This is a genomic window from Gardnerella sp. DNF01189, from assembly GCF_049244195.1.
Taxonomy (GTDB): Bacteria; Actinomycetota; Actinomycetes; order Actinomycetales; family Bifidobacteriaceae; genus Bifidobacterium; species Bifidobacterium swidsinskii.
In genome coordinates this window covers 777,115-802,160 of record NZ_CP058385.1, presented here as the reverse complement: position 1 = coordinate 802,160, position 25,046 = coordinate 777,115, and the positions used below count along the sequence as shown (strand labels likewise).

General features: G+C 42.5%; 16 protein-coding genes. 15 read left to right on the top strand and 1 reads right to left on the bottom strand.

Going from position 1 to position 25,046, the window contains the following annotated elements:
- Positions 1 to 263: 263 nt before the first annotated feature.
- The 12 genes from HXT41_RS03315 (at position 264) to HXT41_RS03260 (ending at position 17,751) form a co-directional block, all read left to right on the top strand.
- Complete coding sequence (locus tag HXT41_RS03315; RefSeq protein ID WP_102703225.1) at positions 264 to 1,844, top strand: AI-2E family transporter; 1,581 nt, start codon at positions 264 to 266, stop codon at positions 1,842 to 1,844.
- Positions 1,841 to 3,067: a glycosyltransferase family 2 protein gene (locus tag HXT41_RS03310; protein ID WP_033888470.1), complete on the top strand. Its 1,227-nt coding sequence runs from the start codon at positions 1,841 to 1,843 to the stop codon at positions 3,065 to 3,067. Before HXT41_RS03315 ends, HXT41_RS03310 begins: the two co-directional genes overlap by 4 nt.
- Positions 3,068 to 3,368: 301 nt before the next feature.
- The gene (locus tag HXT41_RS03305) at positions 3,369 to 4,274 is read left to right on the top strand and encodes an ABC transporter ATP-binding protein (protein ID WP_116994628.1); all 906 of its coding nucleotides are present in this window, start codon (positions 3,369 to 3,371) and stop codon (positions 4,272 to 4,274) included.
- Between the two features lie 14 nt (positions 4,275 to 4,288).
- The gene (locus HXT41_RS03300; RefSeq protein WP_415693076.1) at positions 4,289 to 5,941 is read left to right on the top strand and encodes a hypothetical protein; all 1,653 of its coding nucleotides are present in this window, start codon (positions 4,289 to 4,291) and stop codon (positions 5,939 to 5,941) included.
- 74 nt (positions 5,942 to 6,015) lie between these two features.
- Complete coding sequence (locus HXT41_RS03295) at positions 6,016 to 7,806, top strand: D-alanyl-D-alanine carboxypeptidase (protein ID WP_116994629.1); 1,791 nt, start codon at positions 6,016 to 6,018, stop codon at positions 7,804 to 7,806.
- A gap of 46 nt (positions 7,807 to 7,852) precedes the next feature.
- Positions 7,853 to 8,971, top strand: a complete 1,119-nt coding sequence (gene tilS, locus HXT41_RS03290; protein ID WP_004108574.1) for a tRNA lysidine(34) synthetase TilS — start codon at positions 7,853 to 7,855, stop codon at positions 8,969 to 8,971.
- Entirely contained in the window at positions 8,946 to 9,500 is a 555-nt protein-coding gene (gene hpt / locus HXT41_RS03285) for a hypoxanthine phosphoribosyltransferase (RefSeq protein WP_033888468.1), read from the top strand. Before tilS ends, hpt begins: the two co-directional genes overlap by 26 nt.
- A 61-nt stretch (positions 9,501 to 9,561) precedes the next feature.
- Positions 9,562 to 11,871, top strand: coding sequence for an ATP-dependent zinc metalloprotease FtsH (ftsH, locus tag HXT41_RS03280; protein ID WP_004108568.1), 2,310 nt, complete (start codon positions 9,562 to 9,564; stop codon positions 11,869 to 11,871).
- 271 nt (positions 11,872 to 12,142) lie between these two features.
- Positions 12,143 to 13,378, top strand: a complete 1,236-nt coding sequence (locus HXT41_RS03275) for a dihydroneopterin aldolase (RefSeq protein ID WP_102703220.1) — start codon at positions 12,143 to 12,145, stop codon at positions 13,376 to 13,378.
- The gene (locus HXT41_RS03270; RefSeq protein ID WP_033888467.1) at positions 13,378 to 13,878 is read left to right on the top strand and encodes a DUF3180 domain-containing protein; all 501 of its coding nucleotides are present in this window, start codon (positions 13,378 to 13,380) and stop codon (positions 13,876 to 13,878) included. The genes HXT41_RS03275 and HXT41_RS03270 overlap by 1 nt, the downstream gene beginning before the upstream one ends.
- 138 nt (positions 13,879 to 14,016) lie before the next feature.
- Positions 14,017 to 15,693, top strand: coding sequence for an energy-dependent translational throttle protein EttA (gene ettA / locus HXT41_RS03265; protein ID WP_421788523.1), 1,677 nt, complete (start codon positions 14,017 to 14,019; stop codon positions 15,691 to 15,693).
- Positions 15,694 to 15,987: 294 nt separating this feature from the next.
- Positions 15,988 to 17,751: a DEAD/DEAH box helicase gene (locus tag HXT41_RS03260; protein ID WP_116994632.1), complete on the top strand. Its 1,764-nt coding sequence runs from the start codon at positions 15,988 to 15,990 to the stop codon at positions 17,749 to 17,751.
- Positions 17,752 to 18,296: 545 nt separating this feature from the next.
- Here HXT41_RS03260 and HXT41_RS03255 read toward each other — a convergent pair.
- Positions 18,297 to 18,719, bottom strand: coding sequence for a DUF3052 domain-containing protein (locus HXT41_RS03255; RefSeq protein ID WP_004108549.1), 423 nt, complete (start codon positions 18,717 to 18,719; stop codon positions 18,297 to 18,299).
- Positions 18,720 to 18,988: 269 nt separating this feature from the next.
- Between HXT41_RS03255 and nrdD the strand changes: the two genes are divergently transcribed.
- The 3 genes from nrdD to HXT41_RS03240 all read left to right on the top strand — a co-directional run bounded on the left by nrdD (position 18,989) and on the right by HXT41_RS03240 (position 25,044).
- Positions 18,989 to 21,406, top strand: coding sequence for an anaerobic ribonucleoside-triphosphate reductase (gene nrdD / locus HXT41_RS03250; protein ID WP_012914410.1), 2,418 nt, complete (start codon positions 18,989 to 18,991; stop codon positions 21,404 to 21,406).
- 220 nt (positions 21,407 to 21,626) lie between these two features.
- A complete protein-coding gene (gene nrdG, locus HXT41_RS03245) occupies positions 21,627 to 22,334 on the top strand; it encodes an anaerobic ribonucleoside-triphosphate reductase activating protein (RefSeq protein WP_004108545.1) in 708 nt (235 codons plus the stop codon).
- A gap of 859 nt (positions 22,335 to 23,193) precedes the next feature.
- On the top strand, positions 23,194 to 25,044 hold the full coding sequence (locus tag HXT41_RS03240; RefSeq protein WP_116440514.1) for an ABC transporter ATP-binding protein: 1,851 nt from the start codon (positions 23,194 to 23,196) through the stop codon (positions 25,042 to 25,044).
- Positions 25,045 to 25,046 lie beyond the last annotated feature (2 nt).

The following is a 25,046-nucleotide window of genomic DNA, read 5'->3' as shown; positions in this document are numbered from 1 at the left end:
TTCCTTTCTTAAAAAACCCAGTAATGAGTTTATGACTATGAATGCCATTTTGGATTTCAGCGACTCGAATATCTCGTTACGTTTGTGTTACATAATGTTACGTGTAGTTGCGTAGATGCGCATAATTGCAATCGTTTAGTAGGAAATAGTAGAAAATTGTAATAAATAGTAATAAATAGCGTAACTATTAAGTATTACAAAAATAGTTACCATTACATGCCGCTAATTCGCATTCATCAGTTCGCGCAGTTACAATAGTACCTATGAATTACCAAGAGCAAGAAATGCATGAATATAAGATGCATGAGCATATTAAGGAAAGTGAAAATAAGCTAGATTTAGCTTCACTTTTCCCAGCTAAAGGCGATGACAGAAGGCCGCCAGATTGGCTAGGTCGTGCACTTATTTACGTTGCAATTATTACTTTTGTGTCTATCTTCCTATGGTTCGCTTGGAATAGCATTTCATTCATTGTTTTCGATGTTGTGATTTCTATTTTTATTGCGCTCGCAATGGAACCGCTTGTTGTTCGGTTAATTAAGCATGGTTGGAGGCGAGGAGTTGCTTCTGGCTTTACGCTAACGGGCTTGCTTGTTGTAATTAGCTTGCTACTTGCTTTGTTTGGTAATTTATTTGCTCAGCAGGTTGTTTCAATGGTTATGGGCTTGCCTGATTTATACAATCAATTTGCAAATTTTGTGCTTCACTATACCGGTTTTAAAATGCCTAATATTGAGCAGCTTGGCATGGAAATTTTGAAGCATGTGCAAACATCTTGGGTTGTTGATTTTGCTGGCCAAGCACTTAACACAACATGGGGATTGATGACTGTTCTGCTTGATTTACTTACCATTATTATGGTTACGTATTACATTTCTGCAGCAGGTCCGGCTATGCGTCGTAGCATGTGCCGTTGGATGAATCCGCAATCTCAGCGTCGTTTCCTATTTATTTGGTCAGTTGTTCAAGAGCAGATTTCGAGCTTCTTATTTTCGCGAATTATTTTGGCAGCGATTAACGCAGTGGGTACCGCAATTTTTCTTATTGTAATGAATATACCGTATTGGCTTCCGCTATCCTTATTCTGCGGAATTGTTTCGCAGTTTGTGCCTACAATTGGTGGCTATTTGGGTGGAGCTTTGCCTATCTTGGTTGCATGGGGTTCCAATGGTTTTGGTGCGGCTGTTGCAACATTAATTTTTATTACGATTTATCAGCAAATTGAGAACATGGTTATTTCGCCGAAGATTTCCGAGAAGACTATGGATCTGAATCCTGCAGTAGCTTTTATTTCAGTTCTTGTAATGGGCGCTGTATTTGGTGCTCTTGGAGCATTTTTGGCTTTGCCTGTGACTGCAAGTTTGCAAGCAATTTTTAGAGTATGCACGAAGCAATATAGTTTAGTTTCTTCTCCGCTTATGAACGATCCTCACCCTGATCATACTTCTATTATTGTTCGTTGCGTTGAAGCGATTGGCCGTAAGTTCATGAATCCAATGAGTGAAAGTGTTCATCGTGTAATGAAAGGCACAAGCTCTCGCATTTCTCTGAACGAGGATATTCTATATTGGTATAAGCAAGCTTATGTGTCAGACTCTGACGATGCGAATGGTAGCAAAGTTTCTTCTAACGATTCTGATCAAACTGACGTATTGGCAACAATGCCAATTTCGCGCGAAATATTAGATGCCGTAAATAAAGATATTGCAAAGCGTAAAGTAGATTCTGAAAATAAGGATTCTTCTAAAGCAAAATTGCAAGTAGGCGAGTCTAAAATAGTAAAAAATACAAAAAATAATAAAAGTAACGTAAAAAATAATCCACGGAGCGGATGGAAGCGATGATTCTTCTATCAATATTTGATGTACTAGTAATACTTATTGGCATAAGCGGTGTTGTGTATCAAGGTGTTTGTGCTGTTGCATCTTTATTCGCTAAGCCTATTGTTTTTCCTGAAGCACCAATGGATAAGCATTATGCTGTGCTTATTTCTGCGCGCAATGAGGAAGCTGTTATAGGTAATCTTATTCATTGCATTCAAACTCAAACATATAGACAAGATTTTATTGATATTTGGCTTGTTGCAGATAATTGCACTGATTCTACTGCGCAAGTTGGCCGCAATTGCGGATGCAACGTAATTGAACGTTTTGATAAAGAGCATATTGGTAAAGGTTATGCGCTCAGCTATCTTCTCGATCATATTATGAAAATTGGTGCGGATAAAGTTTATGACGCGTACTTTGTTTTCGATGCAGACAATAAACTTGATCCGCATTATTTTGAGGAAATGAATAAAGGTTTCCACGCAGGATATCAAATTTTAACCAGCTATCGTAATTCCGTGAATCTTTCAGATAATTGGGTTTCGTCTGGCTCTGCACTTTGGTTTATTCGAGAATCGCGATTTACTAACAACTCTCGAATGCTATTCGGTTCGAGTTGCCATGCTGGTGGAACTGGATTCATGTTCTCGCGTGAGATTATGCACAGAAATAGCGGATGGAAATTCCATCTTCTTACTGAGGATCTTGAATTTACTATGGATGCTATTCTTCACGGAGACAAAGTTGGATATTGCGGTTCTGCAGTGTTGTATGATGAACAACCTGTGTCGTTTAGGCAGAGCTGGAGGCAGCGTCTTCGTTGGAGCAAGGGATTCTTGCAGGTATTTCGTTACTATGGAGCAGCTCTTATTCGACATGGTATTCGCGAAAGAGATTTTTCGTCGGTTGATTTTACGCTTATGCTTTTCCCATTTATGGTTTTGGCTGTTGCAAGAATAATACTTGGGTTTATTTTTGCTGCATTTGGATTTGTAACATGGATGAGTCAAATCTATTCAATGATTAACTTCATTACAACTACTGTTACAAGTGTTTTAGGCATGATGATATTTGTGTCGCTCACTATTTTAGTTGAACACGATAAGCTTGGTGCAACGAATAAGGAACTATTTGCGTACGCTCTTAGCTTCCCGATTTTTATGCTTTCGTACGTGCCTATTGCGTTCCAAGCTATTTTCTCAAAGAGCGAGTGGAAGCCGATTCAGCATACCGGTCGTTAAGCTCTCGTTTAATATGGTGCATTGCTCCAAGTATGGGTAACTTGTTTCGCGTTTGGAGTGTTGTCTGTGTCATTTTGCTCCAAATGTGGGGTAGGTTTCTCGTGTTTGGAGGGTTTTGGTGGGTTTTTGCTCCGAATGTGGGATGGTTGTCTCGCGTTTGGGGCGGTGTGTGCGGCTGCTGCTGGCGTTGCGATTGCGCAAAAATTGCGGGTATGAGATAATAGAAGCCTTGATATAAGCGTGTGATTGCGCAATTAATGTAGTGCAATGTGTGCGTTTATCTGTATACTGCGAGGTTTCTATGGTAGATTCTATTCCGTCTGAATATCCGTCCGAGTATCCGTCCGGAAATACTTTTGCTAGCAGCGTTCCAGTTTTTGGCGCAAACACTTACGACGCTACTAACGAAGATGTTCCAGCGGTTTCTATTAGCGGATTTGTTAAGACTTTTGGCAAGAAAGTTGCTGTAGATAATCTTTCGTTGAGCATTCCAGCAGGCTCTTTCTATGGATTAGTCGGCCCGAATGGTGCTGGCAAAACTACTACGATTAAAATGCTTACGGGCTTGCTTATGCCAGATGCTGGCTCGGCTTCGATTTTTGGCAACGATGTTTGGAGTGACGTAAATCGCGCTAAGCGCGCAATCGGTTTAATGCCTCAGGCCGACGAGATTTTTAAGACGATTACTGGCCTTCAGCTTTTAACTTACGCTGGCATGCTTCGCGAGATGAGCCGCGCTGAGGCTGTTCGTCGCGCGAACGATTTGCTTTCTGCATTCGACTTAACAGAAGCTGCAAACACTATGGTTTCGGACTATTCAACTGGTATGACTAAGAAGATTTGCCTTGCAACAGCTATGATTCACAGCCCTCGCGTACTTGTGTTGGACGAGCCTTTTGAGGCAGTGGATCCTGTTTCTAGCGCAAATTTGAAGGATATTCTTGCCGAGTATGTTTCTACTGGCGGCACGGTGATTATTTCTTCGCACGTTATGGAATTGGTTGAAAAAATGTGCTCGCACGTGGCGATTATTAACGAAGGTCATGTTGCGGCTGCTGGCACTCTTGAAGAGGTGGCTCAGGGCAAAGATCTTGAAGATCGCTTTATGGAGCTTGTTGGCGGACGTCACGCAGCTGCGCGCATCGACTGGCTTAACGGCGGCAAATCTGATAACGCTCCTGCATCTTCCACCAATCTCAACGCTTAAAAGGGAAAACCGTAATGTCTATGATTTTTACCATGGTTCGCCTTCGCTGGGCGCTTACTTTTTCTGTTATGCGAAAGTCAATTTGGCAAAAAATTGGCTTTGCTATAGCAATTGTTTTTGGACTTGCGCTTATATGCGCTCTTGGTTTTGCTGGCTGGGAAACTGGCAAGTACATTAATCCAGGAATGCTTGCAGATACTAAAAATTGGCAGGAATTCCAATTGGCTCCAATAATGGTTGCGTCGATTGTGTCAATTTTTACGCTGTTTATAAACGTGTTTATGTTTGGCAGCGACACAACACTAAAATCGCGTAGTTTTGCGCTTTACGGCATTCCTTACGTAAAGCAGCAAGCTGGCATGCTTCTTGGCTCTCTTTTTGGAGCGCTTTCAGTAAGCTGCACAATCGCGCTTGCTTTGTGGTCTTTAGCGTACAGAAGCTTTGGAATTGTGCCGGTTTTAGTCAGCGTAATTGCAGCTCCGCTTTACGTTGCAACAATCGTGTCTTTAAGCAAAATGCTTATTGAGCTTTTAGATACTATTTTAATAAACAAGCGTTCAAGAAACATTTTTTACTTTGCCATTTTTATAGCGTACATGATTTTTGTTTCATCAATGAATACGCATAGCCCTTCGCCAAATGGAATTGCGCTAGGCACAAGTTTCTGTGCTGCGTCCGCTTTTACACCATTAAGTGCAGCTATGGCTTTGCCGCTCGATGCTATTAATGGCAATTGGCTTGCTCTTGCTATTCGCTTCCTTATTTGCGTTGTAACGATTGCTGCTTGCTTTGCAATCTCTGTATTTTGCGCAAAATTAGAGCCGAAGTTGCTTCGTGGTGAGCAAAAAACAGTTGTTAAAACTAAGGGAATCGGCTTGTTTGCAGCAGTTCCAGACAACACAGTTGGTGCGATTATTGCGCGAATTATTAGCGTTATGAGAAGAGATATGCGTCAGCTATTTTTGCTTATTGCGCCGCTTTTTATGCTGGTAGTTGCAGGAGGAAGTAGTTTTAAGGCTAAAGGATTTGATTCTCTAACAGATAACTTAGGTGTTTCTGGATGGATGATGTATGCTGCTTTGCTTATGGGCATGGTTGTTGGAAACAATATTGCTTACGATGGCACAGCTTTTACTATGCATGTGATTATTGGAGTAAAAGGTTTGCACGATCGCTTAGCGAACGCAATAGTTTGGTCAGTGATTTGCGCTGTTTATTTTGCGATTATTGGAGTAGGGGTTTACGTTTTCCTTTTCTTTGTAGCAAATGTTAAGCAAAATGTGAATGCAGTTATGTTCCAGATTCTTTCGCCAATTGGAATAGCTTTTGCTTCCATAGGCATTGGCTTAATTTCTTCGTGCATTGCAATGTACCCTGTGGCATCAATCGAAAAGCCATTTTCTAGGCCGCAAGGAAGTGCTGGCGGGCGAAGTTTTGCAGCTATAGGCTTTATGCTTCTTTCTGTAGTTTGCATGATTCCTTCGTTTGCGGCTGCGATTGCGTTTATGATTCTTAACCCGAATCTTTTGTGGATTGCAAGCATTCTGTTCATAGTAAACGGCTTGATTGTGCTGGTTGTTGGCGTGATTCTTGGTGGCAAAGTAATGGATAAGCGCATGATTCGCATTGTAGAAAACTTGCGCAGATTCGCGTCTATTACTGCGTAACTTACGCACGCTTTGTTGCAAGCGCAATGTATAGTTAAGCGCGGTATTTGCAATCGATTTAAAGGTGTGCTCGCATGGAAAGTAATAAAGGCTTAAACGATGCCTTAAATATTCCTAATGCGAGCACGCCAGCGCAAAGCGGCGAACCCAACAAAAGTATCGAGCCTAAACCAAGCAGTGAACAAAAACTAAGTAGTGAATCTAAATCAAGCAGTGAGATTAAACCAAGTAGCGCACAGAAGAAAAGTAAATACGCTGCTATGGTTTTAAGAAGCCAATATCCTTCTCGTTGGCGATTGCTTATTGCATTTATAGCAGTTATAGTTAGTGCAGCAATTATTTTTACTTATTTTTTGCTTGACGTATACGATATTCTTCCTGGTCCTTTGACGTTGCGAAAACAACATTATGCTGTAACTGTTTCTTCTCCTAAATCACTTTTGCGAGTTAAATCACTAGCTAAAGGCGTGACTTATGGTAAAGAAATAAATCATTCGCAAGCTCAAAAACTTATTAACGAGTTGGTTTCCGATGCTTCTATGAGTAGCAGCACTTCAGCAGTAATTATGGATGCTAATGGGCGAGTAGTTGCTTCGCATGAGCCAAATGCTTTAAGAGAGCCAGCGTCAACGCTTAAAACTTTAACTGCTAGCGTAGCTTCTCGCACTCTTGACATGGGTTCAACTCTTGATACTCAAGTATTTTTGTTGCCTAAAACAGGCGGTATACCAGAACGAGCTTCTAGTACGAATGCTAGAAAGCTTGTGCTTCGCGGCAATGGTGACATGCTTCTTGGTGTTGGAGAAAACGATTGGCACCATGTTAATGGCAGAGCAGGTTTAACGACATTAGCGAGAAGAACAGCCAACGCGTTGAAGCTTGAAAATATTCACACAGTTTCTTTAGCTGTTGATGACTCATTGTTTGGCGCAAAACGTGCTCCTGATTTGATTTATGAAACAGATGTTGAACGTCGCTTTTATGCTCAAACGTCATCTTTGGCTATAGATGATGCTCGTCAGCGTGACCTTTCAGTGCAAGGTGTTGACGCTGACGCTATGACAGATTTTCCGCTTTCTGATCCTCATCCTGCTTTAAGTGTCGGTCATGTTTTTGCTAAATTATTAAGCAAACAAGGAATAGTTATAAGTAATTATTCTAATAAAACCGCTTCTGATGAAAAAAAATCCGGTTCAGGCTCGTCTGCAGATGATCCTTCTGAAAACAATAAAGATTCTGAAAATGAAAATAAATCTGCACAGTCTGAAAATCTTGTCATACCAGTAAGCGAAACTCAATCGTTAATATCATCTAATTCGCGTTTAATTGCACAAGTTTCTTCTGCACCATTAAACGAAATAATGGCATATACGCTTCGTATTTCAGACAACACATTGGCGGAAGAGTTTGGTCGTTTGACTGCGCTTGCAACTCACAAATCCAACTCTCCGGAGGGTGCAGTTCAGGCAGTAAAAGAGGGATTGCGCAAGCTCAATATCGATATACGTGGTTTGCACATGTCTGATTGCTCAGGCTTGTCTCCAAAATCAAGGTTGCGCGCAACAATGCTAGCTCAAGTACAAGTGCTTAATATTAAAGCCGATTCTGGAGGTGCTGCAGCTGCTGAAGGATTGTCTCTTCCTGGTTTAGTTGGAACAGCAAGAAAGCGTTTAGCGGATGAATCTTCTGCCGGCATGCTTCGCGTAAAGACTGGTTCTTTAAGTGAAGTTACTTCTATGGTTGGTAATGTATCTAGGAAAAATGGTGGAGTGCTAACTTTCGCTGTTGTTGCGAACCAGCCAGCTGATATTTGGGGAGCGTTCGTAGCGATTAATAAGTTTATGGCAGAATTGCCAAAACTATGATTTATGAGTTGCAATTTAGCGTTATTGGCGCGCTACACTAGAAGTTATGGTGTATTCTTCTCGCATACGCGCAGGAATTGGCGCAATCAAGCATTGTTTTGACGAACTTTCATTATGCGCACAAGACGCGCGTTTTTCCGAACATGGCAATCACGCGACAGATGTTGATGCTCCTTTGGTTCTTATTGCGTGCTCTGGAGGTAGAGATTCTCTTGCACTTACAGCATTGAGCGTGATTGTGTGCGCAAGTAGGGGTATTCGTTGCGGTGTCGTAATAGTAGATCACCATTTGCAGCCGCACTCAACTGAAATTGCTAATATTGCGGCTAAGCATTGTTTGCAATCTGGAATAGATGAAAAGTACGTGTATATTCAATCTGTGAACGTTGAAGATTCGGGAGAAGGCGAAGAGTCTGCTGCTAGAAATGCTAGGTATCAAGCAATTATTGAGGTTGCTAAAAAGCAGCAAGCTGCAGCCGTGCTTCTAGCTCATACTGCAAATGATCAAGCAGAAACTGTAATGATGGGGCTAAAAGATTCTGCAGGTTTAGAAGCAGTTGCTGGCATGAAAGCAGTGACATTGCGTCAAAACGTGCTTTTTGCAAGGCCTCTTATTAAGCTTAGTAGAGAAGATACTACTGGTATTTGCGAGGATTTAGGCATTTCATGGTGGGATGATCCTACAAATGGTGACGATATTTCGAAAAATGAGGAACTTTCAGAAAATTATCCATTGAGATCTCGAGTTAGACACACGTTAATGCCTTATATTTCGCGATTTTTTAATGCAAATATGGTTACTTTGCTTTCTCGTGGAGCTGAAATAGCTAGAGACGATCTTGACTATATTAATTCTCAAGTTGACGAAGCTAGTTCACAAGTGATGGAATTTGATAAAAATGCGAAAACTGTTAGGTTAAAAGCTGAGAAGTTAGCGCAATATCATCCATCAATTCGTAAACGAATTATAGTGCGTGCGTTAAGCGAGCTTGGTCTGCGTTTCTCGTCAAGTCACATATCGGCAGTGGACGAACTATGTACAAAATGGCATGGTCAGAAGCCTTTTTCGCTGCCAAATTATTACGAAGCGACTCGGCTCTCGCGCAATATCGTCATTCGCTTATGCAAAGATAGTGAACATGCAAATTGCAGATATACGAGATGACATCGACTATGAATTAATTAGCCACGAAGACCTTATGAAGCGTATTCGTGAAGTCGCTAAACAAGTAAGTGAAGATTACAAAAACAGTAATGTTTTGCTTGTTGCAGTTCTCAAAGGTGCTGTAAATACTCTTGCTGTATTTTCGCAAGAATTAAGCATTAACGCATCAATGGACTTTATGAGCTTGTCTAGTTACGGCAGTGGCACTCAAACTAGCGGACAAATCACTGTTCGCGAAGATTTAAGTACTGATGTGCGTGGTCGAGATGTGCTTATTGTAGAAGACATTGTTGATTCCGGTCGCACGCTAGCTTGGCTTGTAGATGAGCTAAAAGGTCGTGGTGCTGCAAGTGTAAAAGTTTTTGCATTGCTCAGTAAGCCTGCACGTCGCGAAGTAGACGTACAAATCGACTACTCGGGCTTTGAAATTCCTGATGCATTTGTCGTTGGTTTCGGAATGGACTACGACGAACGCTACCGCAATCTCAATAGTATTGCGGTATTAAAGCCATCAGTGTATGGTGCTTGATTTTATAGATTCTATTCAGAATTTTTATATAAATTGAGGAGTTTGAAAGGAGCCTTATTACATGGGCGCTTCTCCTATGACACCGCAAGGCCCAATGGGCGGTCCTGGGCGTGGAAATAACGGGAATAATCCGTTTTTAAATCCACGCAACCCTAGGAATCAGCGAAACAACGGTCAACAGGGCAAGAATAATAAAAATAACGAGAACAACCATAACAATCGTCGTTCCTTCTGGCAGTCGCCATGGACGTGGATTGTGCTTCTTGTGTTGCTTTCAGTTGTCGGATTCCAAATGTTTGTTCATAACGGATCGCAAACTATCGATACTCAGGATGGTATTGAGTTAGTGCGATCTCATAAAGCAAGTTATGTGGAAATTATTGACAATAAACAGTTAGTTAAGCTTACGCTTGATAGTCCGTTTAAGAAGTTCGATAAACGAAGTAAGCAAAAGCGTGACTTTGGCAAGGATGTGCAATTCTACTACGCGTATGCACAAGGTAGGTCAATTGTACAAGAAGTCGAAAAGGCGAAGCCTTCTAACGGCTGGACTGCTAGCTTACAGTCATCTAGCATTATTTCGTATTTGATTACTTCGCTTGCTCCGATATTGTTCTTCCTTGGCATGATTTGGTTCATGTTTAGCAGAATAGGCGGTGCCGGTGGAAGTATGCTTGGCATGGGTGGCGGACGTGGCCGTGGCAAGCTGCTTGAAGGTCAGACTCCTAAAACTAAGTTTGCTGACGTTGCTGGCGAACAAGCTGCTGTTGAAGAAGTTGAAGAGATTAAAGACTTCTTGAAGGATCCTTCGCGCTACAAGGCTTTGGGTGCTCGCATTCCGCGCGGTGTGCTGCTTTATGGTCCTCCAGGAACTGGTAAGACTTTGTTGGCTCGTGCTATTGCAGGCGAAGCTGGTGTGCCGTTCTATGCAATGGCTGGCTCTGACTTCGTGGAAATGTTCGTAGGCTTGGGCGCGTCTCGTGTTCGTGAACTTTTTGACGAAGCTAAGAAGAATGCTCCTGCCATCATCTTTATCGATGAGATTGATGCTGTTGGTCGTCGCCGCGGAAGTGGCATGACTGGCGGTCATGATGAGCGCGAGCAGACACTTAATCAGCTGCTTGTTGAGATGGACGGCTTCGACAACGACACTAATTTGATTATTATTGCCGCAACAAACCGTCCAGATGTGCTTGATTCCGCACTTCTTCGTCCTGGTCGTTTTGACCGTCAGGTGGCTGTTGAGGCTCCTGATTTGGAAGGTCGCGAGGCAATTTTGAAGGTTCACGCTAAGGGTAAGCCTTTTGTGCCGGATGTTGATCTTCATATGGTTGCTGTGCGCACTCCTGGTTTTACTGGTGCAGACTTAGCTAACGTGCTTAACGAAGCTGCGTTGCTTTGCGCTCGCTCTGGTGCTCAATATATCGATAATCGCGCTATTGATGAGGCAATTGATCGTGTTCAAGCAGGACCTCGACGTAAGTCTAAGGGTATGGCTTTGGATGAATTGCGTAACACTGCTTACCATGAGGGTGGTCATGCGCTTGTTGCTGCTGCGTTGCACCACACGGATCCTGTTACTAAAGTAACGATTTTGCCGCGAGGTCACGCACTTGGCTACACTGCTGTGATGCCAACAAGCGACCGTTACTCGCAGTCTCGCAACGAATTGCTGGATCAAATGGCATATGCTATGGGCGGACGCACAGCAGAGGAAGTTGTGTTCCATGATCCAACAACTGGTGCTTCTAACGACATTGAGAAAGCTACTGCTATTGCTCGTAAGATGGTTGTTGAATATGGTTTCTCAGCGAAGCTTGGAGCTGTTAAGTGGATGGATACTGACGAAGATTCTTCCGGTTCACTCGATTCTTTGCAACCTCGTAAGTTCTCGAATCGTACTGCTGAAGTAATCGATGAAGAAGTTCATAAGCTTATCGAAACTGCTCATACTGAAGCGTGGGAGATTATTAACAATAATCGTGACGTATTAGATGAGCTGGTTCGTCAGTTGCTCGCTAAGGAAACTCTTAACGAGAAGGAACTTAAGGAAATCTTCAGTAAGATTCGTAAGGCTCCTGAGCGTACTCTTTGGCTTTCGGACGATAGAAGACCAGATTCTGATCTTCCTCCTGTTGAAATTCCAGAAAGTTTAAAGCGCAACGTTGAAGGTAAGAATGAGCAGAGTGAAGCTTCTGAACTTTCTGAATCTTCCAATAACGCAACTTCACAAAACCAGCAGTCTGATCAGATGTCTGTTGATACGTCTATTCAGACTACTGCACCTGCTCCTCGAACTGTTATTGGAACTGTTAAGCCACCAGTTAATCCGTCTACTAATCAAAATGACGGCACTCAATTTGGTGCTTAATAGTGTAAATACAGTGCTAAAAAGCAGATAAAATACAATCATTAATAAACGCTGATAACAATATAATTTATTGCTGTCAGCGTTTATTTTTATTTTTCTAAGAATTTAATAATAAAAATTAGTGTTATATGCAAAAAATTACGCATGTTGATTTATATCGAGTACAATGTATCGAAATATTAGTTTTGCGTATTATAGGTAAGAGTAAAAGATAAATAAACGAATAATTGGAATTTTAAATTGTTTTTATTAGAGAGTAGAAGATGAAATTATGAATACAACCATAAGTTTGAAGGGTATTCGCCCAAGCGGTGACTCAATAGTCATTGGATTATATTCTTCTATTTACATAGATGCTGTTTTAAAAGTTAATTTGAGTAATGCATTAGACGGAGATGAGACTAACGCAATAGATATTCCTCAAATTGCTGAGCGTCTTGCTTTTATGCTTAAACGTTGCGAAAAAGATAGCGAAATTGAGGAGCATCCTGCTATAGCTTTAGAACTTATTGCTAAATCTGTTTTAAATTCTGCTATGCACACTTGGCAAATTAGTGAGGCTGATATTACTGTTCATGCTGCTTTAAGAAGCGAATATTACGGCATGAAAAGCACTGTTGACGATATTTGTGTTACTTTGAATAGTGTTTCTAGAGAAGAGTTAAATTATTCGGAACGGCGTGTAATTCCTGATTCTCTTGCGCATGTTGCTGTTCGTAGTGGAAGCGTATCAGTTGACGATCTTGAGGAAGGCGAAATAGCAGATTACTATCGTTCTCTTATTGAGGAAGATAGAAAAGAAAAGCAGCGCAAAGAAGACGAGGACGCTGCTGCAGCTGCTAAAGCTGCCGTTGATATCGCAAATTCTTTCGCGGATGATTATGAAAATAATGGAGATTCAGAGTGCTCTTGTGTCGATGAATCTAAAAGTGTCAATTATGGCAGTGAGCTTGTTAAAAGAGAAACTAAGTCTCCTTTGTTCCGTATATGTCCGACTCCGTTACAGACAACTGCAGTAATTTCTATGAAGGGTGTCGCGAAACAAGACACGCGTTCTGCTATGCTGAGAATAGTTGCAATGCTTGAGCAGGATAGAGAATCTCGCGTAGATGGCGTATCGGCACTATATGTTGCCAATATGCTTGAAGGTGATTATTACGCGGCTGTATTTATTCTGTCTTCGGGCGGTGACGAGTATGAACTGCTTCGCTTGCTTCGCGCTGTTGCTACTTTGTATAAAGATAAGGTGACTGTGCGAGTGTTGGGTACGCGTTCATATGGTGCTTCTGCTGCTGATACAAGAACTGTTGATGCAGAAAAATTGCCGCAACAACTAGCGGAAATGGTGATGGTTGACCCTAAGTCGCCTGAACTTATGCCGTGGCTGCAGATAGAGTCGGATGCTGCTTTGGATGACAACTCAGTTTCGTACTCATTAGCGTTTGCTTTTGATGCTCAAACTGTTGGGGTATACTCAGAGCAATGGCTTATAGGGGATGGTTGTTAATGAAAGCGTATCGCACACCTTGGTGGTATCTGGTACTAGGGTTACTGTTTGGCTTTGTGCTGGGCGCATTTCTAGTGTCGTCAACAGAGTCTAGTGCTATGTCGTTAGCAGGAGCTCCGTGGGTTGTTGTTGCAATTATGGTGATTGCTGGCTTAATAACTTTTGTTATGGCGTTGCAAACTCATCAAAGTGTTGCTAACAAAGATAAAAATAAGAAGCGTGTAAGTTCTCAATTTGCTGTTGCAGCTCTTATGCTGTCTAAGGCATTGGGAATGGCAGGTGCTATTTTGTCTGGCTGGTACGTTGGGCAGTTGTTAATGAGTCTGCCACACAGTGAAATAATTCTGTATAACTCTGTTGTGCGTGAATGCTCTATTGCTGGCTTGGTGTGCTTTATTGATATGGTCGTTGGGATTTTGGGCGAGTGGCTCTGCCAGATTCCGCCTGAAGATGATTCTGAGTCTGTCAATAAGTCAAATCGTACGCCAGCAACGTGCTAGTATTTGCTAGCTATTAGTTTGCGTAGTTTTATGTAAGTTGCATCTTGCTTGAATTAAGTAGGTAAAAGTATTAAACGCTTTTTACGCAAGTTGCAACAAACGCTGGAATTTCAACGTTTGTAAGGATGGTATATTACTTTGACTGAATTTATCTATCAGATGATTAAGGCGCGTAAATCGTACGGAGATCGTGTAATTCTCGACGATGTTACTTTAAGCTTCCTTCCGGGCGCAAAAATTGGTGTTGTGGGTCCGAACGGCATGGGTAAGTCGACGCTGCTGAAAATTATGGCCGGTTTGGAAAATGTGACCAACGGTGAAGCTTCTTTGACTCCTGGCTATACGGTAGGTATTTTGCAGCAGGAACCACCTCTTGATGACACTAAGACGGTTGGCGAAAACATTAAGATGGCTTTTGGTGAGATTGCGCAAAAAGTGGCGCGTTTTAACCAAATCGGCGAAGAAATGGCTAATCCAGACGCTGATTTTGATGCGTTAATGGAAGAAATGGGTAAGCTTCAGACTGAAATTGACGCTGCAAACGGTTGGGATTTGGATTCGCAGCTTGAGCAGGCTATGGATGCTTTGCAATGCCCAGATCCGGATTCGCCTGTTTCTGTGTGCTCTGGTGGTGAAAGGCGTCGAGTTGCATTGTGTAAGCTTCTTCTTGAAGCTCCAGATTTGCTGCTTTTGGATGAGCCTACTAACCATTTGGATGCGGAATCTATTTTGTGGCTTGAACAGTTCTTGCACAAGTACGAGGGTGCTGTTATTGCTGTTACGCACGACCGCTACTTTATGGATAACGTAGCAGAGTGGATTTGCGAAGTTGACCGTGGTCAGCTTTATCCATATAAGGGAAATTACTCAACGTATTTGGAAACTAAAGCAAAGCGTATGGAAATCCAGGGTGCCAAGGATGCCAAGCTTGCTAAGCGTTTGAAGAATGAGCTTGATTGGGTGCGTAGCTCGCCGAAAGCTCGCCAAGCTAAGAACAAGGCTCGTTTGGAACGCTACGACCAAATGGAGCAAGAGGCACGTAATTCCAAGAAGCTTGACTTCTCTGAAATTCAAATTCCAGCAGGTCCACGTTTGGGCTCGCAAGTTTTGGAAGCAAAGCATATTCACAAGGCTTTTGGCGACCGTGTACTTATCGACGACTTGTCGTTTACGCTGCCTCGTAATGGTATTGTTGGTGTGATTGGTCCAAACGGTGTTGGTAAGTCTACGCTGTTCAAGACGATTGTGGGCTTGGAGTCTCTTTCTGGCGGAGAGCTTATTGTTGGCGATACTGTGAAGATTTCTTACGTGGATCAGAATCGTGCAGGATTGGATCCTAATAAGAACTTGTGGGAAGCTGTTTCCGGCGGACTTGATTTTATTGAGGTTGCAGGCGTTGAGATTCCTACTCGCGCATATGTTGCAAGCTTTGGATTTAAAGGTTCGGATCAGCAGAAGCTTACTGGTGTGCTTTCCGGCGGTGAGCGTAACCGTTTGAACTTGGCTTTGACTCTTAAGCAGGGTGGAAACTTGCTTCTTCTCGATGAGCCTACTAACGATTTGGATGTTGAGACTTTGGAAAGCTTGGAAAACGCTTTACTTGATTTCCCAGGCTGCGCTGTTGTGGTTTCGCACGATCGCTGGTTCCTCGACCGAGTTGCAACGCATATTCTTGCTTGGGAAGGCGACGACGAGAATCCTGCAAATTGGTACTGGTTCGAAGGTAACTTCCAAGCTTACGAAGAAAATAAGATTGCGCGCTTGGGTGAGGAAGCTGCTCGTCCGCATCGCTTGCACCGTAAGCTCACTCGCTAGTTGAGTTTTGTTTTCATTTCTTGGTGGAAACATTTGCTGGTGATTTTCCGGCGTTTGCGCGACGACCTGCTTTCGCGCTTGGAGCGTAGTGTACGAAAGTAACTCGGAGCGTGAGCTTGCATGGAAAGTTCAGTGGACTTTTTCCATGCAAGCTCAGAAGCGAGCGCTTATAGTGCGAGCGTCTCGGCGCTTTTTGACAACATTTGCCGTGATTGTGCCAGGCGTGTGCTAGGCTCGATTAGTTCACGTTTTGAAATTTAAGTTTTGAATACACATATTTTACGAAAGGCTATTGTGCCGCATACTCATCATGCTGCGTTCGCCCAAAAGCGAGGCGCGAAGAATACCAAGAACGTCAAAAATACTAGGAAATCAGCTGAAAAACGCAATCCTTTTGAATATCAGGGTAGTCATAAAAATTACGGTTCTAATCACGAGTTCAATTCGCGCAGGGAGCGAAATCGCAAAGCAGAAAAAGCTCGTCAAAAAGCGCGCGAAAAAGCCTTGCGCTATGAAGAAGTAGCTATTGCGGATGCTGAACAAGATTTTGCTAAAAATAATTTTGCTAAGCATAATATTGATAAAAATAATGTTGTTAAAAATGATATTGCAAAATCTCATAATACAAAACAAAATTCTGCAATATCTTTGCGTCCTACTTCAAAAAAGCAAAATCAAGATTCTCATAACGCAACAATTATTCCAGACTCTGCTATTGAATCTTGTGAAAATTACCGTGACGATGTCACTTTTGCGCAACTTGGAGTCCCAGAGCCCTTGGTAGAAGTGTTGCGTGCTGATGGGAAAACTACTGCATTCCCAATTCAGCAAGCAACGCTTCCTGATTCATTACAAGGTGCGAATATTCTAGGGCGAGGTCGCACAGGAAGTGGTAAAACATTAGCATTTTCTATTCCACTTGTTGCGCGTTTAGCTGAGAATTTTGTTGATTTAATTCATTCTGATAAAAATCGTAAGTCACGCGAGTCTAGTGAAATTCCTGCTCCTAGAGCAATAATTCTTGCTCCAACTCGCGAGCTTGTGCATCAAATTGATGACGTAATAGCGCCGCTTGCTGCAGCTTATGGCATGCGTACTGTGACAGTGTATGGAGGTGTGAGATACCAGCGTCAGGTATCGCAACTTAAGCAGGGTGCGCAGATTGTGCTTGCTTGCCCTGGACGTTTGGAAGATTTGCTGCGTCAAGGAGCACTTACGCTTGAAAAAGTAATGGTTAGCGTGCTTGATGAAGCAGATGAAATGGCGGATATGGGATTCCTTCCTGCTGTTACTAGACTTCTTGAGCAAGTTGCGCCAGATGGTCAACGCATGCTGTTTTCTGCAACGCTTGATAAGCAAGTTTCTACATTAGTTGAGCGTTTCCTTCCAAATGCTGTCGTCCATGCTGTGGATGATGCTGATTGCCAAGTTGACACTATGACGCATCATATTTTTGCTGTGTCTGCAGGGGATAAATACGAAGTTTTGCGAAAGCTTGCTTCCGGAAGGAAACGTTCTATATTCTTTACGCGCACAAAATATCAAGCGAAGAATATGGCGAAAAAATTTGTGCAGCAAGGTATTCCTGCAGTTGATTTGCAAGGTAATTTGTCGCAGAATCAGCGAGATCGTCATTTGGCTGTGTTTGCTGAAGGCTTGGTGCGCGTGCTGGTTGCTACGGACGTTGCTGCGCGAGGTATTGATATTAGCGACGTTGCATTAGTTGTGCAAACTGAGCCTCCTGAGGATCCTAAGTCTTTCTTGCATCGTTCGGGTCGCACTGCTCGAGCTGGTGAAGAAGGCGATGTCGTAACGCTTGTGCTTCCTAATCAGAAGCGCGCTGCTCATATGATGCTTCGTAAGGCTGGAATTCATGCGAAAGCTGAGGATGTGAGTCCTTCTTCATCAGTTCTAGATGAGATTGTTGGTGAAGCTGCCGAGCTTCAAGAAGGCTGGAGTATGCCGGAGCCGGAGCAGCAGAAGCGTAAAGGTCGCGGTCGTGGACGCGGTGGGCGCGGGCGCGTACGTGGGCAACGTCCCAAGAATCCTATCTTTTAAGCCGGTAACAAAGGGCGCGGGCGCGTACGTGGGCAACGTGGTGAGCGCAGTGAACGTGGTGAACGTGGTGAACGTGGTGAACGTGGTGAACGTGGTGAACGTCGTTGGCACGGTAAACGTGGCGAACGTGGTAGTCGTGTTCATCGCTTCGGTCGTGAGTTTTAGAAACAAATGCTGTGTGTTTTACAGCATTTGTTTTCGTTTTCACTACTTTTGATAACATTCGCCAGTGATTTTCCGGCTTTTGTTTTCGCTTTAGTTTTCTTGTCTGTTGTGGTGCGAGGCTGTGATATTTTTCTCCTCGCGCTTTTTATTTACGTTATTCTTGTATTTTTGTCTATTTCGCCGAATGATTATGTGTTTTCGACAGAATTGCCCTATGTTTTATACATAACATCAACTGGTTTGGTGTTTTCGACAAAACAGCAGCAATACTACAAAAGTAAGTAGCAAGTTGGCAAGCAATAAGCAACTTAGTAATCAGTTAATCAGCCTGTTAAGCAAGTCAACAGTCGGTTAAACTAGTTAAGCCAATTAGCAAATACTTATTTAGATTGACCTTTACCAAATGCGCGCAGTTGAACGCCGTTCCAGTCAGTGCTTACGGTTAACGGAGTGGCTGCGTTCATGCCAGCTGTTTTTGCTGCAGATTGAACGGTACTAGAACTTGGGGAACCTTCGCGACCTGGTTTTGGAGTAAGAACCCACATAGGAGCGTCATTGTCAAGCATATTTGTGGCATCCATAATAGTGTCTGCGAGCTCATCTTCGTCGTCGCCGTCGCGCCACCAAATAATCACACCATCAACAGCAGCGTCGTAATCCTCATCTACCAACTCTTCGCCGGTAAGTTTCTCGATGCTTTCGCAAATTGTTTCGTCAACATCGTCATCCCAGAGCCATTGTTGGACAACGTCTCCTGGTTGGAATCCGAATTCCTGTGCATGCTGAAAAGCTATCTGTTCCACGTGATTTAATATATCAAAGCGTCACGAAGTGCGCACATTTAACGGCGTGTATTCAGTAATTTATCGTTTATCAATTACGACACACCAGGACACGCCGCAAAAATCGCGATTGTGACATAAATCACTATATATAGGTGGTTATCTTTGCGTCTTGCCCTAGATATTGTGCATGAGTTGGGTTATAGTAGAGCGAGTTGTTAGAAATAGTTCCCATGTTTGCAACGAGAGATTTTGCTAGAAGGAACAGTGTTTGAGAAAGGTCTGTACCGATGCAGGTTTTGGAAGAAACTGCTGTCACAAGCGCAGAAAATTGTACGGATGATGTAGTTGAAGTTCCAGTTTCTCGCGTGCAGGTCGAAAAGCGCGATGGTCGCGTAGTTGATTTTGATCCGCTGAATATCATTATGGCAATCAAGGCTGCTTTTAAGGATTTGGGCAAGGAAATCGGTCCGCAAGAAGAGCAGTTGATTCGTAATATTTCTGATCATATTGAGGCTGAAATTCAAGATCGTTACAATGGTCCGGCGAAGATTGAAGATATTCAGACCTTGGTTGAGCATAGTCTTATTGAAAATCACCTTTATGAGGTTGCTCGTTGCTACACGAGCTACCGACTGAACCGAGATATAGACCGCGCTAGGGCTACTGATATCAACGAGGCTGTTAACCGTCTTGTAAATCGTGATGAGTCTCTTGTTCGTGAAAACGCAAATAAGGATTCTAATGTTTATGCAACTCAGCGTGATCTTCTTGCAGGTGCTGTTTCTAAAGCTTCTGCGTTCTCTATGCTTCCTCACGCAGTTTCTAACGCTCATATGAAGGGTGATATTCACTTCCATGACGCTGATTATTCGCCATTTACTTGCATGAGCAACTGCTCGCTTCCTGATTTTGGCGATATGCTTGCTAAGGGATTTGCTCTTGGTAATGCAATGATGGATAGTCCAAAGTCTATTGGTACTGCTGCAACTCAGGTTACGCAAATTATTAAGGATATTGCTGGCGCGCAATACGGTGGTCAGACTGTTAATCGCGCTGACGAAATGCTTGAGCCTTACGCTAAGTGCGATTACGACAAGAATCTTGCTATGGCACACGCAATGATTCCTGATTCCACACCAATTCAAGTCGCAAAAGATATGATTGACGGCTTGAAGGCTCAGGAGCCTAAGAATCTCCACTGCTTGGACAGGGATCCACTGCCTGCTGATACTCCTTTTGATGAAAATTTGAGCGAGCTTGATCAGCTTCGTGAAGTTTACGCAAAGATTATGACGCGTAAGGCTATTTACGACGCTATGCAAACTATGGAATATCAAATTAATTCCAACCGCGTTTCTAACGGTCAGACTCCGTTCGTAACTGTTGGATTTGGCTTGGGTACTTCTTGGTTTGCTCGTGAAATTCAGCGCGCTATTTTGCTTAACCGTATTCGCGGTCTCGGCAAAGATCGTCATACTGCAATCTTCCCTAAGCTTGTGTTTACTATTAAGCACGGTGTAAACGCAGACGCTGGCGACCCGAACTACGATTTGAAGCAGCTTGCGCTTGAATGCTCTACAAAGCGCATGTACCCAGACGTTGTGTTCTACGAGAATATTGTTAAGATTACTGGCTCCTTCAAGGCTCCTATGGGTTGCCGTTCGTTCCTTCAGGGTTGGATTGATCCAAAGACCGGCAAGGACGTTGAAGATGGCCGTATGAATCTTGGCGTTGTAACTGTTAACATGCCACGTATTGCTCTTGAATCTCACGGCGATGTGACTCGCTTCTGGAAGCTTTTCGACGAGCGTATGGAAGTAGCTCACCAAGCTTTGCGATTCCGTATTATGCGTTGCAAGCAGGCAACTCCTGTAAATGCTCCAACGCTGTTCCGTTACGGTGCTTTTGGTCGTTTGGAAGCTAACGAAAGCGTGGATCAGTTGTTCCGTAATGAGCGCGCAACTGTTTCTCTTGGCTACATTGGTTTGTACGAAACTACGGCCGTGTTCTTCGGCAAGGATTGGATGCAAGATCACAGCTGGAATGAGGAAGGCAAGGAATTTGCGCTTTCTTTGGTTCGCCGCATGAATAAGCTTTGCCAGCAGTGGTCAAAGGCGGAAGGCTACCATTATTCCGTTTACTCAACTCCTGCTGAGTCTTTGACTGACCGCTTTAACCGCATGGATCGCCAGAAGTTCGGTCGCATTGAAGGCGTAACTGATCACGACTTCTACACTAATTCCTTCCATTACCCGGTTTGGTTGCAGCCAACTCCTATGGAGAAGCTTCGCTACGAGGTTGACTTCCCGTATCTTGCTTCCGGCGGTTTTATTAACTACTGCGAGTTCCCATGCTTGCAGGCAAATCCTAAGGCTTTGGAAGCTGTTTGGGATTACGCTTACAAGATTGGCATCGGCTACTTGGGTACGAATACGCCAATCGATCACTGCTTCGTTTGTGGATTCCAGGGTGATTTTGAGCCGACTAAAGAAGGCTTCCGTTGCCCGGAGTGCGGCAACAGCGACCCAGATAAGTGCAATGTGACTAAGCGTACTTGCGGTTACTTGGGCAATCCTGTTCAGCGTCCAATGGTTCACGGTCGTCACGAAGAAATCGCTCACCGCGTAAAGCACATGTCTGGCGAAACTGGCCATGTGACTCTTAACAACGGTGAGTCTCGTGAATGGTATGAGGAAACAAAATAAACTTAGCTAATTTACTATGTTGAAACTTAGTAAAATAAGTATGACTAGATAATTTAGCTAAATCAATAGCTTTTCTTGTGTTTGTTGTTTGGTGATAATCTGGCCGTTAGAAATGTATTGCATTTTGTGATTGCACTTTCTAACGGCTGGATTTATTTTATTTTCGCAAATTTGGTTGTTTATTTTTTAGTTGTTTATTCGGTTTGGAAGGGGGTTGGATATGGCTCGCATGAGTTTGCACGATTTTGCGCCTGCAGATGTGAATCGTGGACCGTGGATTCCTACCTCTCTTTCCAATAATCCTCGCGCAGGACAGTGGTCTAGTGAGCGCATGAGCCAGGGGATGATCGCCGATTATAAGCGTTTTTTGATGACAGACGGCGAAGGAATTCGTTGCTCGCTTTACGTTTCCGGCTGCCCGTTCCATTGCGTTGAGTGCTATAACGAGTCGATTTGGGATTTTCGCGCTGGGCATCCTTATACTCAAAAGCTTGAAGATCAAATCATGGAAGATTTAGCGCAGCCTTATGTGCAAGGTTTAACGCTTCTTGGCGGCGAGCCGTTGCTTAATACGGGCATTTTGCTGCCTCTTTGCAAGCGTATTAGGAAAGAGTTTGGCAATACAAAAGACATTTGGAGTTGGACTGGATACACTTGGGAAGAGCTTATGCGCCCAGGGGAGACGCCTGATAAGCTTGAGCTTTTGCGTTACATTGATATTCTTGTTGACGGCCGTTATATGAAAGATTTGCACGATTCGCTTTTGCAATTTCGTGGCTCTAGTAATCAACGAATTATCGATGTGCCAAAGTCTCTGGAAAATCCGCAAAATCCTCCTGTAATCTGGGAAAAGCTTCACGATCAGGAGCGTTTTATTCCGTCGATTTACGGAAAAGACCGCGCGCAAGGCGAAGGCGACGCTTCGTAATCCTATTGAATGCGCCACTCATACGATATATTTAACAATGTTTGTGGACGATTATAAGAATGCATACATATACACATGTTAAGCTAAATATAATTAACCTAGTAACATCTGTATTGCAAACTGTCAAAAGAATTATGCTAACTATGCTCATAAATACTGTAACTAAACGATATACAGTTGGGTATGTTTTTTCTTTGCATAAATATAAAAGATAGATTAGTAATATTAATAGGACGAATGCTTGAATGGTGAGACTAACAGTATTAATACAAGTGTTATCGTCTTTTAAGTCCTTCAATTGTTTAAAGAAATAAATAGCTGACGAAATATAACAAAGCAGCGTTATTGGCAGTAGAACTATGTGTTTGCTGTTCATATTGTTCCTCACATAATTGTTGATATTAATGTGGAAATTCTCACTGCAAGTCGACACGAATGCCTTTCTGCTGTGCTACAGCGCCAACTATCTTTGTGTTACTCATAAGTTTCTTCTTGGGTGTTGGCTTGAACTTGCAATGATAGTAAAAAAGACATGGATAATGCTACTGAGCAAGTAAGTATTCTATTAATAGCTTTTTTATATTCATGACAGTACCTCTTTATACATGCGAATATACACTTTTTCATTATATAATTTTTTATAAGATGAAATCAATCGTTGTTTATAATTTGAATGTGTAGAAGCACTTTTTCGTATGTGATTTGTCTGTATACTACTATGTCAAAGATTCATCTATTTATGCATTTGGTAATGAAGTAACTCAATACGGAAATGCGCCATGCGCAATAATTCAAATATGTATTTGAAGAAGTGATATTATTAAACCTACACATGACGTTATGTAGGGGAAGGGATGCAATGGCAGAAAAGCCGAAGAACAATTCACGAAAAATTAGCAATAATTCTCCTCGCGCATTGCGTACGATTCTGTTATCTTTAAAAAAGTACCGTTTTCTTGGCGTTTTAACAGTTGTTACTATTCTCGTTGAAGCTGCTATGCAAATTGAGATCCCTACAGTAATGTCAAATCTTATTGATTTTGGCATTATGTCACGTTCTCAAGAAGCTGTGCAATATTATGGTTTGCAATTGCTCATTTTTGCTGCAATTGCAATGATTACAGGCATTATTTCTGGTATTTGTTGCGCGCATTCTAGTGCTGGTTTTGGTAAAAATTTGCGCCACAACATGTTTTCACGCTTGCAAGGTTTAAGTTTTTCTGATTTAGATAAGTTCTCTAGTGGCACTGTTGTTACGCGTATGACTAGCGATGTGTCAAATGTGCAATTTGCTTACCAAATGATTATTCGCTCTGGTGTTCGCAGCGTTATGATTATCATCACTGCTTGGTGGTTTACTTTTTCAATTAGCCCTGCTATCTCGTGGGTTTTTCTTTCATTCGTGCCTATTGTTGGTGCAATTGGCGCTTTTGGTGCGAGTATAGTTGCTCCAGCATTTTCTCGAATTTATCGAATGATTGACGAGATGAATAATAGAGTTGGCGAGAATTTGCATAATATTCGCGTCGTAAAGTCTTATGTGCGTTCTGATTATGAAATAAGTCGTTTTACGCGTATTTCACATAAAATCTATGATTATTTTATTAAAGCTGAGTATGTGTTAAATTGCAGTATTCCTTTGTTTAACTTGTGTTTTTATTCTGGAATGCTACTTATTGCGTGGTTGGCTTCGCACGAAATTGTGGCTTCGGGAAATAATCCTGCTTTTGGTTTAACAACGGGAAATCTTGCTGCATTAGTAGTGTATGCTTTGCAAATTTTGTTTGCTTTAGCGAATTTAGTTGCAGTTTTTGTAATGTCGTTAACAGCTCGAGCTTCGATGCATCGTATTTCACATGTTTTGCAATCTCGAAATACTGAAGTTGTTTCCAAGCATCCGCTGACAAAGCTTTCTGACGCTTCTGTGCGTTTTGAAAATGTTTCGTTACGCTATCCTCAATCAGATAATACAGATGAATCTGCTCCAGCAGAACAGGAAATTTTACATGATATAAATATATCTATTCCTTCTGGAGCAACTGTTGGTGTTGTTGGTGCAACGGGATCTGGAAAATCAAGTTTAGTGCAATTAATTGCAAGACTTTATGACGTAACTTCTGGCACTCTTTTTGTAGGTGGAAAAGATATTCGCGATTATGATTCTTCTAGTTTGCGTGGAGAAGTTGGCGTTGTCCTACAAAAAAATATTTTGTTTAGTGGCACAATTGCAGAAAATCTTCGCTGGGGTAGAGCGGAAGCAAGCGATGATGATTTGCGTCAAGCTTGCGAAATTGCTTGTGCTGATGAGTTTATTAAAGATTTACCAGATGGCTACAATACGCATATTGATCAGGGCGGTAAGAATGTTTCCGGTGGTCAACGACAGCGTTTGTGTATCGCGCGCGCACTTTTGAGGAAGCCGAAAATTTTAATCCTTGACGACTCGATGAGTGCAGTTGATATGAAAACTGATAGTAAAATTCGCGATGGCTTGAAAAAGTTTATGCCTGATTCTACGCAAATTATCGTTGCTCAGCGCATATCTTCAATCGAACATGCAGATATTATTGTTGTTCTTAAAGATGGTCGTGTTGTTGCTAACGGTTCGCATGATGAATTATTTAAGTCTTGTGAATTTTACAGAAATATGGCGATTTCTCAAGAAAAAAGTAGCATAACTGGCGCAACTAAAGAAGAAGGAGCTAAATAACA

Bases quoted from the DNA above. Each gene is read 5' to 3' on its own strand.
- HXT41_RS03315 (WP_102703225.1), top strand. From the start codon at position 264: ATGAATTACCAAGAGCAAGAAATGCATGAATATAAGATGCATGAGCAT.
- HXT41_RS03310 (WP_033888470.1), top strand. From the start codon at position 1,841: ATGATTCTTCTATCAATATTTGATGTACTAGTAATACTTATTGGCATA.
- HXT41_RS03305 (WP_116994628.1), top strand. From the start codon at position 3,369: ATGGTAGATTCTATTCCGTCTGAATATCCGTCCGAGTATCCGTCCGGA.
- HXT41_RS03300 (WP_415693076.1), top strand. From the start codon at position 4,289: ATGTCTATGATTTTTACCATGGTTCGCCTTCGCTGGGCGCTTACTTTT.
- HXT41_RS03295 (WP_116994629.1), top strand. From the start codon at position 6,016: ATGGAAAGTAATAAAGGCTTAAACGATGCCTTAAATATTCCTAATGCG.
- tilS (WP_004108574.1), top strand. From the start codon at position 7,853: ATGGTGTATTCTTCTCGCATACGCGCAGGAATTGGCGCAATCAAGCAT.
- hpt (WP_033888468.1), top strand. From the start codon at position 8,946: ATGCAAATTGCAGATATACGAGATGACATCGACTATGAATTAATTAGC.
- ftsH (WP_004108568.1), top strand. From the start codon at position 9,562: ATGGGCGCTTCTCCTATGACACCGCAAGGCCCAATGGGCGGTCCTGGG.
- HXT41_RS03275 (WP_102703220.1), top strand. From the start codon at position 12,143: ATGAATACAACCATAAGTTTGAAGGGTATTCGCCCAAGCGGTGACTCA.
- HXT41_RS03270 (WP_033888467.1), top strand. From the start codon at position 13,378: ATGAAAGCGTATCGCACACCTTGGTGGTATCTGGTACTAGGGTTACTG.
- nrdD (WP_012914410.1), top strand. From the start codon at position 18,989: ATGCAGGTTTTGGAAGAAACTGCTGTCACAAGCGCAGAAAATTGTACG.
- nrdG (WP_004108545.1), top strand. From the start codon at position 21,627: ATGGCTCGCATGAGTTTGCACGATTTTGCGCCTGCAGATGTGAATCGT.
- HXT41_RS03240 (WP_116440514.1), top strand. From the start codon at position 23,194: ATGGCAGAAAAGCCGAAGAACAATTCACGAAAAATTAGCAATAATTCT.